This window comes from Pseudomonas sp. Sample_11, assembly GCF_004307505.1.
In the GTDB taxonomy this organism is placed as follows: Bacteria; Pseudomonadota; Gammaproteobacteria; order Pseudomonadales; family Pseudomonadaceae; genus Aquipseudomonas; species Aquipseudomonas atacamensis.
Map to the genome: position 1 here is coordinate 1 of NZ_RCOD01000051.1, position 13,330 is coordinate 13,330.

Genomic DNA, 13,330 nt, shown 5'->3' on the forward strand with positions numbered 1-13,330 from the left:
AAAGGCCGCATATTCTAAGGAATATCCGGACTTTTGCAAATGACTTTTTCCGGCGCCCATGGCATGCCGTGCAGATTTGCATAGAGAGCCGTCGATAAAAACGGCCAGTCAGCTCCCGCCGAGTGCGGGTTTGCTGTTGATCCTGCGTCCTTGCAGGGTCTGCGCCGGTGCGACGACCGGCGAAGTCTTTACATTTTCGGCATGCCGCCGCCGGGCAACATACCGCCCATGCCGCGCATCATTTTTGCCATACCGCCCTTGGCGGTGAATTTCTTCATCATCTTCTGCATCTGCTTGTGCTGCTTGATCAAGCGGCCGATGTCCTGCACCTGCGTGCCGGAACCCATGGCGATCCGGCGCTTGCGCGAACCGCTGATCAGCTCAGGGTCGCGGCGCTCGGCCGGGGTCATGGAATTGATGATGGCTTCCATCTGCTTGAACTGCTTCTCTGCGGCGTTCTGGGCATTGCCCATCTGCGACAGGTTGACGCCGCCGATGCTCGGCAGTTTGTCCATGAGCCCGCCGAGGCCGCCCATGTTCTTCATCTGTTGCAGCTGATCGCGGAAGTCTTCGAGGTCGAAGCCCTTGCCTTTCTTCAGCTTCTTGGCCAGTTTGTCGGCCTTGTCCTTGTCCAGCGTCGCTTCGGCCTGCTCGATCAGGCTGAGCACGTCGCCCATGCCGAGGATCCGCGAGGCGATACGCTCAGGGTGGAACGGATCGAGCGCTTCGCTCTTCTCGCCCATACCGATGAACTTGATCGGCTTGCCGGTGATGGCGCGCACCGACAGCGCGGCACCGCCACGGGCGTCGCCGTCGACCTTGGTCAGGATCACACCGGTCAGCGGCAGCGCATCGCCGAACGCCTTGGCCGTGTTGGCGGCGTCCTGACCGGTCATGGCGTCGACCACGAACAGGGTTTCTACCGGGTTGATCGCGGCGTGCAGCGCCTTGATCTCGCCCATCATCTCTTCGTCGATGTGCAGACGACCGGCGGTATCGACGATGACCACGTCGATGAATTTCAGTTTGGCTTCTTTAATAGCCGCATTGGCGATGTCGACCGGCTTCTGGCTCAGGTCGGACGGGAAGAACGTCACGCCGATGTCGTTGGCCAGGGTTTCCAACTGCTTGATCGCGGCCGGACGGTAAATGTCCGCAGACACGACCATGACCGACTTCTTCTTGCGCTCTTTAAGAAAGCGCGCCAGTTTGCCGGCGGTGGTGGTTTTACCCGCGCCCTGCAGACCGGCCATCAGAATCACGGCTGGCGGAACGGCACTCAGGTTGAGGTCTTCGTTGGCCGCACCCATCAGGCTTTCGAGTTCGGCCTGGACGATCTTCACGAATGCCTGGCCCGGCGTCAGGCTGCGCGACACCTCGGTGCCGACAGCGCGCTCCTTGACCGAATTGACGAAGTCCTTGACCACCGGCAATGCGACGTCAGCTTCGAGCAACGCCATGCGCACTTCACGCAGGGTGTCTTTGATATTGTCCTCGGTCAGCTTGGCCTTGCCGGTGACATGGCGCAGCGTCTGCGAGAGACGGTCGGTTAAGTTTTCAAACATTGCGCGATCCTTTCAGGCCCTGTACGAACCGGGATAATGGCGGCCCAGACCGGAATCAACATGTGCTCGGCGAGCCTGCGGCGTGGGCAGGTCGCGGATTATAGCGAAGACTGCGGCCGGCGGACACCTCGCCGTCAGCTTGGGGAGTCTTTCGTGCCGTGGCGGTTCTATGCCAAACTCAGCGCCTTTCGGGCTCGCCTAACAGGATTTATGCTCCCCTTGTCACCCAGTTTGCTGACCACCCTCGCCGCCGCCCTGCTCTATGCCGCTGCGACCGTCTATCAAAGCACCCGCCTGGCCACCGGCGCCAAGGCGAACAAGCGCCTGCTGGTCAGCCTCGGCGTCTTCGCCGTGCTCGCCCACGGCGCCAGCCTGCTTACACATCTATTGACCCCGATCGGCCTTGGCCTGGACTTTTTCAGTGCGTCCAGCCTGATTGCCGCTGCGGTGATTGCCCTGACTCTGCTGGCCTGTTCGCGGATCCCGGTGGAAAACCTGCTGGTGCTGCTGTTCCCGCTGGGCGCGATCACGGTATTGCTGGCGCAGTTCGCGCCGACCGGCACGGTGCAGATCATCGATGAAGAGCCGGGCATCCTCGCGCACATTCTATTGTCGATCCTCGCCTACGGCATGTTCACCATCGCCGTGTTCCAGGCGTTGCTGCTGCTGGTTCAGGACCATCAGCTCAAGCACAAGCACCCGTCCGGGCTGATCAAGAACTTCCCGCCCCTGCAAACCATGGAAAGCCTGCTGTTCGGCTTTCTCTGGGCCGGCTGGACGCTGCTGTCGCTGTCACTGATTTCCGGTTGGCTGTTCGTTGAGAATCTGTTCGCCCAGCATCTGGTGCACAAGACCCTGCTGGCCTGTCTGGCATGGATTGTCTTCAGCGTGCTGTTGTGGGGTCGCAACCGTCTGGGCTGGCGCGGCCACAAGGCGATTCGCTGGACCCTCGCCGGTTTCTGCCTGCTGATGCTGGCGTACTTCGGCAGCAAACTGGTTCGTGAATACATACTGCACATCTGACGGGCGGCATAAATGGACGGTTTGCCCATAGGGCCGATGCTCGCGGTATTTGTCCTGCTGATTTTATGGTCAGGGCTGTTTACCGCCGTCGAAATCGCGCAGCAGCACCTGCTTGCGCAACGTATCGCCTCGCGCGCCAGCGATAAACCGCTGGCGAAGCTGAGCTTCCCGCTCGACAGCCTGATCCTCTGTAACACCCTGTGTCGCGCTCTCGCGGTGATCATCGCGACGCTGCTGGCGATTTTTCTCTGCGAAGAAAACGGCCCATGGGCGGCGTGCCTGGGCGCCGGTGGCATCCTGTTGGTGTTCGCCGATTATTTCCCGCGCACCGTGGCTCGGCGCTATCCGGATGCCGTGCTGGCGTTCGGCAATGCCCTGCTGACCGTGCCGATGAAAATCGTCTACCCGTTCGCGTGGCTGTTCAGCCGGGTCAGCGCTTTGCTGATGACCCCGTTCACGCGCAAGGCTCAGGTGGTGCAGCAGAGCGAGGACGAGTTGCCGGCCGATCACGATGATGATCCCGAACATCCGGTCCGCGCCCACCCGGTGTCGGGCATCCATGCGCTGGACAACATCACGGTCAACGACATTCTGGTGCCGCGCAGTGACGTCGACGGCATCAACCTCGACGATTCGATCGAAGAGATCATCGAGCAACTGCGCGAGAACAAGCGCACGCGTCTGCCGGTGTTTCACAGTGACATCAATCAGGTCGAAGCGGTGCTCAACACCCGCCAGATCGGCCATTTGCTGAGCAACGGCGGATTGACCCGCGAGGCACTGCTGGCCGCCAGCTACGAGCCTTACTTCGTCCCGGAAAGCACGCCGCTGCAACTGCAACTGCTGAACTTCCACAAGCAGCAACGCCGCCTCGGCATGGTCGTCGATGAATACGGCGAAGTGCTGGGCATCGTCACCCTTGAAGACATTCTCGAAGAGATCGTCGGCGAATTCGAAAGCGAGCACAGCCTCGACAACCCGCACATCCATCCCCAAGCCGACGGGCGTATGGTGATTGATGGCGCCGCGTCGATCCGCGACCTGAACAAGTGCCTGGGCTGGCACCTGCCGAGCGACGGGCCGAAGACGCTCAACGGCCTGGTCACCGAAGCGCTGGAAACCATTCCGGAAAGCGCGGTGTGCCTGAAGATCGGGCGTTATCGACTGGAAATCCTCGAGACCGAGGAGAACCGGGTGAGCAAGGTGCTGATCTGGCATACATCTTCTGCTCCTGCTTTGGTGCCCGCCAGATAAAAGATCAAAAGATCAAAAGATCGCAGCCTTCGGCAGCTCCTACCCTGCGATCTTTTGCGCTTGTTTGATCGTTAGCCCCCTTCCTATAATCGAGGCGCTTACCCAAGCGCCGTCGATCCCTGTGCCTACCCGGCACTGCCCGGATCCTGACTGTTTCCGCTGCAAACCGACGACTGTTCCTACTCGAAACAGCGCTCGCGCCCTACCCCACATCCCTGGGTGTTCGACCATAATAATTCGCTCCACTGGAGCTCATGACTGTCAGGGATCACCGCATGACGACCCATACCGCTTACAGCGAAACCGCGCCTGCCCAGCCGACCAATTCCGCCACCCGCGTGGCCACGGCAAGCTTCATCGGCACCGCCATCGAGTTCTACGACTTCTACGTTTACGCCACTGCTGCGGCGCTGGTGATCGGGCCGGTGTTCTTTCCGCAGACCTCCGGCACGGCGCAGATGCTTTCCGCTTTTCTCACTTTCGGCATTGCCTTCCTCGCCCGACCACTGGGTTCGGCACTGTTTGGCCACTTCGGCGACCGTATCGGTCGTAAATCGACGCTGGTCGCCTCGCTGCTGTTGATGGGCGTGTGCACCACCTTGATTGGCGTGTTGCCGGGCTACGACAGCATTGGGGCCTGGGCGCCGATTCTGCTGTGCGTGCTGCGTTTCGGTCAGGGCCTGGGTCTTGGCGGCGAATGGGGCGGTGCGGCGCTGCTGGCCACGGAAAACGCGCCGAAGGGCAAACGCGCGTGGTTCGGCATGTTCCCGCAGCTCGGGCCATCGATTGGTTTTCTTGCAGCCAACGGCCTGTTCCTGACCTTGGCAATGACCTTGGATGACGAACAGTTCCGCAGTTGGGGCTGGCGTATTCCGTTTCTGCTCAGTGCGGCGCTGGTGATGGTCGGCCTGTATGTGCGCCTGAAATTGCATGAAACGCCAGTGTTCGCCAATGCGATCGCCCGTCAGGAGCGAGTAAAAGTGCCGCTGGTGGAGTTGTTCAGCCAATACTGGGCGCCGACCCTGCTCGGTGCGGCGGCAATGGTCGTCTGCTATGCGCTGTTCTATATCTCGACGGTGTTTTCCCTGAGCTATGGCGTATCGACGCTGGGTTACAGCCGCGAAACGTTCCTCGGCCTGCTGTGCTTTGCCGTGTTGTTCATGGCCGCCGCGACGCCATTATCCGCTTGGGCCAGCGACCGTTACGGGCGCAAACCGGTGCTGATCATCGGTGGCGTGCTGGCGATTCTGTCCGGATTTCTCATGGAGCCATTGCTGACGCAGGGCTCGACCTGGGGCGTGGCGCTGTTTCTGTGCATCGAGTTGTTTTTGATGGGCGTGACATTCGCACCGATGGGCGCGCTGTTGCCTGAGCTGTTTCCGACCCACGTGCGTTATACCGGCGCTTCCGCGGCGTACAACCTGGGCGGGATCGTCGGAGCCTCGGCAGCGCCGTTCTTTGCGCAGAAACTGGTGGCGATGGGTGGGTTGAGCTATGTCGGCGGGTATGTGTCGGCGGCGGCGGTGTTGAGTCTGATTGCGGTGCTGTGCTTGAAGGAGACGCGCAATAACGATCTGAATCAGGTTGCCTGACAGATCGCTATCGCGGGCAAGCCCGCTCCCACAGGGTTTTGGGATTGGTCACAGATTCTCTGTTCACCCAATCCCATGTGGGAGCGCGCCTGCTCGCGAATAGCTGCCGCGACCCGGTTTACAGCTCGACAACAACCGCCTGCGATGCACGGGTCGCCTTGGCACGTGCAGCCTCGATCGACTCATCACGGGCCAGCGCCACGCCCATGCGGCGCTGGCCGTTCACTTCCGGCTTGCCGAACAGACGCAGCGCGGTGTCCGGCTCGCTCAACGCAGCGCCCAGGTTGGCAAATGCGGTCTGGGTCGACTGCCCTTCCACCAGAATCACTGCCGACGCCGACGGGCCGAACTGACGGATCAGCGGTACCGGCAGGCCAAGAATGGCGCGGGCATGCAGGGCGAATTGCGACAGGTCCTGAGAAATCAGCGTGACCAGACCGGTGTCATGCGGCCGTGGCGAGACTTCGCTGAACCACACCTGATCGCCTTTGATGAACAGCTCAACGCCGAACAGACCACGGCCACCCAGTGCTTCAGTGACTGCTTTGGCAACGCGCTCGGATTCAGCCAGAGCAATCGGGCTCATGGCCTGCGGCTGCCAGGATTCCTGATAGTCGCCCTTCTCCTGACGGTGGCCGACCGGTGCGCAGAACGTGGTGCCGCCAATGTGGCGCACGGTCAGCAGGGTGATTTCGTAGTCAAAGTCGATGAAGCCTTCGATGATCACCCGACCTTTGCCGGCGCGACCGCCCTCTTGCGCGTAATCCCAGGCTTTCTGTACGTCATCAGCGCTGCGCAGCAGGCTCTGACCCTTGCCCGACGAACTCATCACCGGCTTGACCACGCAAGGGAAACCCAGGTCCTGAACGGCTTTGCTGTAGTCCTCGAAGGTGTCGGCAAAGTGGTACGGCGAGGTCGGCAGGTCCAGCTCTTCGGCAGCCAGACGACGGATGCCTTCGCGGTTCATGGTCAGCTGCGCCGCACGCGCGGTCGGAATCACGGTGAAGCCTTCGGCTTCCAGCTCGACCAGCGTGGCGGTGGCGATGGCTTCGATTTCCGGCACGATGAAGTGCGGCTTCTCGGCTTCGATCACTGCACGCAAAGCAGCGCCGTCGAGCATGTTGATCACGTGGCTGCGATGGGCGACTTGCATGGCCGGCGCGTTGGCGTAGCGGTCGACGGCAATCACTTCAACGCCCAGGCGCTGCAGTTCGATTACCACTTCCTTGCCCAACTCACCACAGCCACACAGCAATACGCGGGTCGCGGTTGGCGACAATGGAGTTCCGATACGGGTCATCTCAGGTCCTCAAAGGAAGCGGATCATCGAGGAAAGCCACGCAAGTGCGCTTTCCATGGGGAGAAAGCGCGGCATTTTACATGAACCCGAGGGTTTGGCTTCAGCTGGCGACAGCCTGTTTGCGATCACGCCAGGCCATGATCAGCCAGACCGCGGTAACGCCGGCGAACTTGGAGGCCAGCGCGGTGATGATCACCGGCGGCGTCAAGGCGTCGATCATGCCGAAAAAGATGAAGGTATCCAGCGGAATGCTCAGCGCCGAACTGATCCACAGACGATCACGCAACGGCCGCTTGGTGATGCTGAACACCAGCCAGTCGATGCACTCGGAAACCGCGAACGCCGTGGCGCTGGCCAGCGCGATGGAAGGGTCGGACGTGATGTAGGAGAGCACCAGCGCCGCCAGCATCGCCACGATCGCGCCATGACCGAAGCGCGTTTGCACCATGTCGCGCAGCACAAACACCAGCCCGCCCCAGGCCGACCAGATGATGTCCAGGTGCGGTGCGGTGGAAAAGGCGAAGTTGATCAGCACGACGCTGCTGATGTAGGCGATGAGGAAGATCATGGGGGCGGCCTGTAAATGTGGCGCACAGGTTACTTGAGCGCTGGTATTGCGCCAATAGGTGCGGTGACAGGACCGACGTCTTCGCGAGCAGGCTCGCTCCCACAGTGGAATGCATTTTCAAGGCGGGAGCGAGCCTGCTCGCGAAAGCGGTGGTTCAGACGCCTGACTTCGCGGGAATCATCCAGACCAATCCACTCGCCTTCGCCCGTTCATGACACAACCCCAGCACCACGCGGCGCTCGTCATTGTTCATGCGGCCCCAGCGGGTGATCTCCGCGACCGTGCGCTGGCATCCGGTACAAACGTCATCTTCATCCAGCGCGCAAATATTCACGCACGGCGAGGCGACTGGTCGTTCAACAGTCGTCATTGTTCCTGCTCGACCAGATCGCGGGCGTAACGCTGCGAGTTATGCACATAGTGCGCGGCGCTGGCTTCGAGCATCTTTTTCTGCGCCTCGGTCAGTTCACGCACGACCTTGCCCGGCGAGCCCATCACCAGCGAACCGTCGGGAATTTCCTTGCCTTCGCCGATCAGGGAATTGGCGCCGATGATGCAGTTTTTGCCGATCTTCGCGCCGTTGAGAATCACCGCGTTGATACCGATCAGGCTGTAATCGCCGACCGTGCAGCCGTGGAGCATGGCGTTGTGGCCGATGGTCACGCCGGTACCGATGGTCAGTGGATACCCCATGTCGGTGTGCATCACCGTGCCGTCCTGCACATTGCTGTTCTTGCCGATGAGGATCAGTTCGTTGTCGCCGCGCAATACGGCGTTGAACCAGACGTTGGCGCCCTCTTCCAGGCGAACCTTGCCCACCAGCACGGCATTGGGCGCGACCCAGCTCTGTGGATGGGTTTCGACACGGGCGTCGCCCAGGCGGTATTTCATCTTGTTTTCCTCAGGGCTCACGGCCGTTCGAACGACGGCTCAGGTATCGATAAAGCTTTTCGGCGGTCGGTGCAGGCTGATTTTGGCGTCATAGAGCAGGTTGATCAACTCGACGATCATGATCGCCGTCAGCCCCCAGATCTTGTACTCGCCGAAGCGATAGCTCGGCACGTACCAACTGCGGCCCTGATAATCGATGCGATGGGTATGCTCACGCGGGTCCTTGCGGAAGAATTCCAGCGGCACGCTGAAGACGGCGGCGATCTCGGCATCATTGGGCTGGTATTCGACAAAGTCGGGAATCACGCCGACATACGGCGTTACCTTGATGCCGTGCAGGGAGATCAGCGGACTGAGCGGGCCAATGACTTCGACCAGACCCGGCGGCAGGCCGATTTCTTCTTCGGCTTCGCGCAGCGCGGTGAATATGAGGTCCGGATCTTCCGGGTCGCGGCGCCCTCCGGGGAAGGCGACCTCGCCGCCGTGGGTCGAAAGCCCGCTGGCGCGCAGGGTCAGGACCAGTTCCGGTTCGTCACTGCGGGTGATCGGCACCAGCACGGCGGCTTCGGGGAAACGTGCGTCGGTCTCCAGCGTGCGCGGTGTGTGGTTGCTTACCCTATGCAGTAGCTCGTCCAGCATGAGTGTTCTCGATCGGTGCCTTGCTCCGCATCATGCACCAATCAAAGCGAGCGCCCAAGCCCCCGAAACCCGTCGTGTCGCGAAACGACAACTTGCCGACCGGCCCCGCTGCACGCCAAGATAGGCGCAGCATTCAGGAACCCGAGCATGAAATTTTGCAGCCACTGCGGTAACCCGGTCACCCAGCGCATTCCCGAAGGCGACTCGCGGCTGCGATTTGTCTGCGACAGCTGTCAGACCATTCACTACCAGAACCCCAATATCGTCGCCGGTTGCGTGCCGACCTGGGGGACGAAAGTGCTGCTCTGCCGCCGCGCCATCGAGCCGCGTCTCGGTTACTGGACGCTACCTGCCGGCTTCATGGAAAACGGCGAGACCATCGAGCAGGCCGCCATCCGCGAAACCGCCGAAGAAGCCTGCGCCCGGGTGCGCAACTTGAGCATCTACACGCTGATCGACGTGCCGCACATCAGCCAGGTGCATGTGTTCTTCCGCGCTGAACTGGCCGATCTGCAGTATGCGGCCGGGCCGGAAAGCCTTGAAGTGCAGCTGTTCGAAGAAGCCGACATTCCCTGGGACGAGCTGGCTTTCCGCACGGTCGGGCGTACCTTAGAATGCTTCTTCGCTGATCGGCGCGTCGAGAAGTATCCGGTTCGTTCGGAATCGATTCCGCCATTGGTTCAGCCGGTGATTGTTGGCTAGAAGATCAAAAGATCGCAGCCTTTGGCAGCTCCTACCTAAAACCTGATTGCGTCACTCCCTGGGGAATCGTTTCAATGCGCTGGTTGCTTGCCCTGTTGTGCCTGTCGTTCGTCAGCGTTTCGCAAGCGTCATTCGTGACCACCGTGACGCCCTCGAACACTCCGCTGATCGAAAAAGTCCTGGTACTGAAATCGGCCCACCAACTGCAGTTGATTGCCGACGGCAAGCCGCTGAAGACCTATCGCATCTCCTTGGGCAAGGGCGCGAAGAAAGGCCCGAAACTGATCGAGGGCGACAAACGCACACCCGAAGGTTTCTATTGGATCGACTGGCGCAAGACCAGCGACAAATTCAACCTGTCGATGCACATCTCCTACCCGAACATCAGCGATGCCGCCCGCGCACGCCGTGAAGGTGTCGAGCCCGGCGGGATGATCATGATCCACGGCACTCCGGATTCGGCAGATAACCCTGAGCAGTTGTTCCACACCCTCGACTGGACCGACGGCTGCATCGCCATGCGCAACGTCGACATGCGTGAAGTGTGGAATCTGGTACCGGACGGCACGATGATCGAGATTCGTCCGTAACCTCGACCGCTGGTCACCCGCAAAAAAAATAATTCAAAAGATCGCAGCCTGCGACAGCGCCTACAGGGGTGATACCACTCTCAACTGTAGAAGCTGTCGCAGGCTGCGATCTTTTGCTTTTTATAGGCCATCACTAATACCACTTTAAACGCTGCCCCCTGAAACCCGCCAATCCATTGGGTCAGACGCCATTTCATCGCGTTGACATGGTATTCAAGTGGTATTAGCTTCCGTCGCACAAGCGAGCCACAACAATCCTATACTCGCGACGGAAACGACCTACATGAACGACCTTCAAACCCTACGTCCCGATGACTCCCAGCCGACGCCGCTGTACTTGCAACTGGCGCGCAATCTGGAAGCAGCGATTCATGCCGGGCAGTGGAAGGCCGAACAGGCGATGCCGTCCGAGCGCAACCTCAGCGACCAGCTCGGCATCTCCCGGGTCACCGCACGCAAGGCGCTGGAAGTCTTGCTCGAGCAAGGCCTGATCCGCCGTCTGCAAGGCTCGGGCACGTTCATCACCCCACGGCTGGAACAACCGCTGTCGCGTCTGTCCGGCTTCAGCGAAATGCTGCGCCTGAAAGGTTTCGTACCGAGTTCGAAATGGCTGGAGCGGGAAATCACCCTGCCGACCCACGAAGAACTGATCCGCCTCGGCCTGTCGCCGAATGACAAGGTGGCGCGCATGAAACGCCTGCGCAAAGCCGATGACACGGTCATGGCGATCGAGATGAGCACCCTGCCCGCCTCGATCATGCCCAGGCCGCAAGCGGTGGGCGATTCGCTTTACGAATACCTCGACGGCATCGGCAAACCGATCGTCCGCGCCCTTCAGCACATCCAGGCAATCAACGCCTCGGACGAATTCGCCGCACTGGTCGGCATCGCCCCCGGCACCGCCATGCTGCTGATGACCCGGGTCGGCTATCTGGAAGACAACACGCCGATCGAAGTCACCGACACCTATTGCCGCAACGACTACTACGACTTTGTTGCAGAGCTTCGCCGCTGATCAGCAGCAAGCCAAACGAGAGAAGCGAAATGTCCGAAGACAACATCCTCACCGCCAGCGGCTGGGTTCGCGGCCGGCTGATTCACGAACACGGCAAGGTCGTGTCGATCGAAGGCTTGCCCTGCGATCCGGCGGCTAACGATCTGCCCTATCTGCTGCCGGGTTTCATCGACCTGCATGTGCACGGCGGCGGTGGCAAAGACATTATGGAAGGCGCCGAAGCCTTCGAAACCATCAGCAGAACCCACGTGCGTTTCGGCACCACTTCGCTGTTGGCCACGACAATGACTGCGCCGAGTGCGGAGATCTCAAATGTCCTGAAAGAGGTAGGACAATTCTGCGAACAGCGTCCGAAAGGCGCCGCGCGAGTGCTTGGCGTACACCTTGAAGGCCCTTACATCAACCCGGGAAAACTCGGCGCTCAACCGAACTTCGCCCACACCGCGTTGATGGCCGAAGTCGAAGAGTATCTGGCGCTGGCGCCGATCCGCGTCATCACCATCGCCCCGGAAATCGCTGGCCACGATGCGTTGATTCGCGAGCTGAGCAGCCGTGGCATCCGCATGCAGATCGGCCACACCCTCGGCAGCTACGAGGAAGGCGTCGCCGCGCTGGCTGCCGGTGCCAGCAGTTTCACCCACCTCTACAACGCCATGAGCCCGCTGCATCACCGCGAGCCGGGCATCGTCGGCGCAGCACTGGCCCACGCCAAATACGCCGAGCTGATTCCCGATCTGCTGCACGTACACCCCGGCGCCATTCGCGTGGCCCTGCGTTCGATCCCGTGCCTGTATTGCGTCACCGATTCGACCGCCGCCGCCGGCATGCCCGACGGTGAATACAAGCTTGGCAGCCACACCGTGACCAAATGCCTGGGCGGCGTGCGCCTGCCCGACGGCACGCTGGCCGGCAGCACCCTGACCATGGATCAGGCCCTGCGCAATCTGGTCAAGATCGGTCTGCCGATCGCCGAAGCCTCGCAGCGTCTGTCGCAATTTCCCGCCGACTACCTCGGCATTACCGAACGCGGGCGCCTTGCCCCCGGCGCCTGGGCCGACAGCGTGCGGCTCGATCGCTCACTCACACTGACCGCCGTCATGGTCGAAGGAGAAGACATTGACTTCAAAAATGCTTGAGGAGGCGCTGTCCTCGTTCGAGGCCGTGCAAGCCCAACTGCAACAGCTCGACGCGCCGATGATCGAGATCGCCGGGCGCCTGCGCCGTCAGCCGCCGCAAGTGGCGATGACCGTCGCCCGTGGCAGCTCCGACCACGCGGCGAGCTACTTCGCCTACCTGACCATGCAGCAACTGGGCGTGCCGGTGGCCTCGTTGCCGATGTCGGTGGTGACCATGCAGCAGGCGCCGCTGAAAGTCAGCGGTCAGGTCGCCTTTGCGTTTTCGCAGTCGGGACAGAGCCCGGATCTGGTCAACAGCCTGCGCCTGTTGCGCAAGCGTGGCGCGCTGAGCGTGTCGATGGTTAACGCTGCCGACTCGCCACTGGAGGCAGCGTGTGAATTCAGCCTGCCGCTGCTCGCCGGCACGGAAAGCAGCGTCGCCGCGACCAAGAGTTTTATCGCCACCCTCAGCGCCAGCGCGCGCTTGATCGCGCACTGGAAAGAGGACAGCGAATTGCTGCAAGCCCACGATGCGCTGCCAGAAGGCCTGCGCGAAGCGGCGAAACAGGACTGGAGCGTGGCCATCGAAGCCCTGCGCGATTGCGAGCGCCTGATGGTGATCGGCCGTGGCGCCGGTTTCGCGATTGCCCAGGAAGCGGCACTGAAATTCAAGGAAACCTCGGCGATTCAGGCCGAAGCGTTCAGCAGTGCCGAAGTGCGTCACGGCCCGATGGCGCTGATCGACGAACACTATCCGCTGCTGGTTTTCGCCCCACGCGGCGCCGAGCAGGCCGGCCTGCTGAGCCTGGCGGCGGAAATGCGCCAGCGCGGCGCCCGGGTCTTGCTCGCCGCGCCGGATGACGTCAACGAACGCGACCTGACCCTGACCCGCGCCGAACACCCGGCCCTCGACCCGATTCTGGCGATCCAGAGTTTCTACGTGATGGCCGCAGGCCTGGCCGTGGCTCGGGGCATGGACCCGGATCAGCCGCGCCATTTGAGCAAAGTGACCCGCACGCACTGATAGCGGCTAAAGGACGTAACTCCATGTAGGAGCTGCCGAAGGCTGCGATCTT

The 13,330-nt window shown here is 61.3% G+C and carries 14 protein-coding genes; 8 read left to right on the plus strand and 6 right to left on the minus strand.

Annotated features, from left to right (window positions below):
- Nucleotides 1-188: 188 nt before the first annotated feature.
- Nucleotides 189-1,565, minus strand: a complete 1,377-nt coding sequence (gene ffh, locus D8U60_RS14560) for a signal recognition particle protein (RefSeq protein WP_007967791.1) — start codon at nucleotides 1,563-1,565, stop codon at nucleotides 189-191.
- A gap of 210 nt (nucleotides 1,566-1,775) precedes the next feature.
- Here ffh and ccsA point away from each other — a divergent pair, with 210 nt between their 5' ends.
- From ccsA to D8U60_RS14580, 3 genes are all read left to right on the plus strand, one after another.
- A complete protein-coding gene (gene ccsA / locus D8U60_RS14565) occupies nucleotides 1,776-2,588 on the plus strand; it encodes a cytochrome c biogenesis protein CcsA (protein WP_016771539.1) in 813 nt (270 codons plus the stop codon).
- 12 nt (nucleotides 2,589-2,600) lie between these two features.
- Nucleotides 2,601-3,842, plus strand: a complete 1,242-nt coding sequence (locus D8U60_RS14570; RefSeq protein WP_130900364.1) for a transporter associated domain-containing protein — start codon at nucleotides 2,601-2,603, stop codon at nucleotides 3,840-3,842.
- A gap of 275 nt (nucleotides 3,843-4,117) precedes the next feature.
- The gene (locus D8U60_RS14580; protein WP_016771542.1) at nucleotides 4,118-5,434 is read left to right on the plus strand and encodes an MFS transporter; all 1,317 of its coding nucleotides are present in this window, start codon (nucleotides 4,118-4,120) and stop codon (nucleotides 5,432-5,434) included.
- 118 nt (nucleotides 5,435-5,552) lie between these two features.
- Here D8U60_RS14580 and purT read toward each other — a convergent pair whose 3' ends face one another.
- The 5 genes from purT to D8U60_RS14605 form a co-directional block, all read right to left on the minus strand.
- Nucleotides 5,553-6,734, minus strand: a complete 1,182-nt coding sequence (gene purT / locus D8U60_RS14585) for a formate-dependent phosphoribosylglycinamide formyltransferase (protein WP_024011715.1) — start codon at nucleotides 6,732-6,734, stop codon at nucleotides 5,553-5,555.
- A gap of 100 nt (nucleotides 6,735-6,834) precedes the next feature.
- Complete coding sequence (locus tag D8U60_RS14590; protein ID WP_016771544.1) at nucleotides 6,835-7,302, minus strand: VUT family protein; 468 nt, start codon at nucleotides 7,300-7,302, stop codon at nucleotides 6,835-6,837.
- Between the two features lie 154 nt (nucleotides 7,303-7,456).
- Nucleotides 7,457-7,672 (minus strand): DUF1289 domain-containing protein, encoded by a 216-nt coding sequence (locus D8U60_RS14595; RefSeq protein ID WP_039759143.1) that lies wholly within the window; start codon nucleotides 7,670-7,672, stop codon nucleotides 7,457-7,459.
- Nucleotides 7,669-8,193: a gamma carbonic anhydrase family protein gene (locus tag D8U60_RS14600; protein ID WP_016771546.1), complete on the minus strand. Its 525-nt coding sequence runs from the start codon at nucleotides 8,191-8,193 to the stop codon at nucleotides 7,669-7,671. Before D8U60_RS14600 ends, D8U60_RS14595 begins: the two co-directional genes overlap by 4 nt.
- A 39-nt stretch (nucleotides 8,194-8,232) precedes the next feature.
- Complete coding sequence (locus D8U60_RS14605) at nucleotides 8,233-8,832, minus strand: CoA pyrophosphatase (RefSeq protein ID WP_016771547.1); 600 nt, start codon at nucleotides 8,830-8,832, stop codon at nucleotides 8,233-8,235.
- A 147-nt stretch (nucleotides 8,833-8,979) separates the two neighbouring features.
- Here D8U60_RS14605 and D8U60_RS14610 point away from each other — a divergent pair, with 147 nt between their 5' ends.
- The 5 genes from D8U60_RS14610 to D8U60_RS14630 all read left to right on the plus strand — a co-directional run bounded on the left by D8U60_RS14610 (nucleotide 8,980) and on the right by D8U60_RS14630 (nucleotide 13,278).
- The gene (locus D8U60_RS14610) at nucleotides 8,980-9,534 is read left to right on the plus strand and encodes an NUDIX hydrolase (protein ID WP_056783116.1); all 555 of its coding nucleotides are present in this window, start codon (nucleotides 8,980-8,982) and stop codon (nucleotides 9,532-9,534) included.
- Between the two features lie 74 nt (nucleotides 9,535-9,608).
- On the plus strand, nucleotides 9,609-10,124 hold the full coding sequence (locus D8U60_RS14615) for a L,D-transpeptidase family protein (RefSeq protein WP_024011712.1): 516 nt from the start codon (nucleotides 9,609-9,611) through the stop codon (nucleotides 10,122-10,124).
- A 283-nt stretch (nucleotides 10,125-10,407) separates the two neighbouring features.
- Nucleotides 10,408-11,139: a GntR family transcriptional regulator gene (locus D8U60_RS14620; protein ID WP_016771550.1), complete on the plus strand. Its 732-nt coding sequence runs from the start codon at nucleotides 10,408-10,410 to the stop codon at nucleotides 11,137-11,139.
- A 29-nt stretch (nucleotides 11,140-11,168) separates the two neighbouring features.
- A complete protein-coding gene (gene nagA, locus D8U60_RS14625) occupies nucleotides 11,169-12,275 on the plus strand; it encodes an N-acetylglucosamine-6-phosphate deacetylase (protein WP_130900365.1) in 1,107 nt (368 codons plus the stop codon).
- Nucleotides 12,256-13,278 carry an SIS domain-containing protein gene (locus D8U60_RS14630; protein WP_095180442.1) on the plus strand — a complete coding sequence of 341 codons (1,023 nt, stop codon included), beginning with the start codon at nucleotides 12,256-12,258 and terminating at the stop codon, nucleotides 13,276-13,278. The genes nagA and D8U60_RS14630 overlap by 20 nt, the downstream gene beginning before the upstream one ends.
- Nucleotides 13,279-13,330 lie beyond the last annotated feature (52 nt).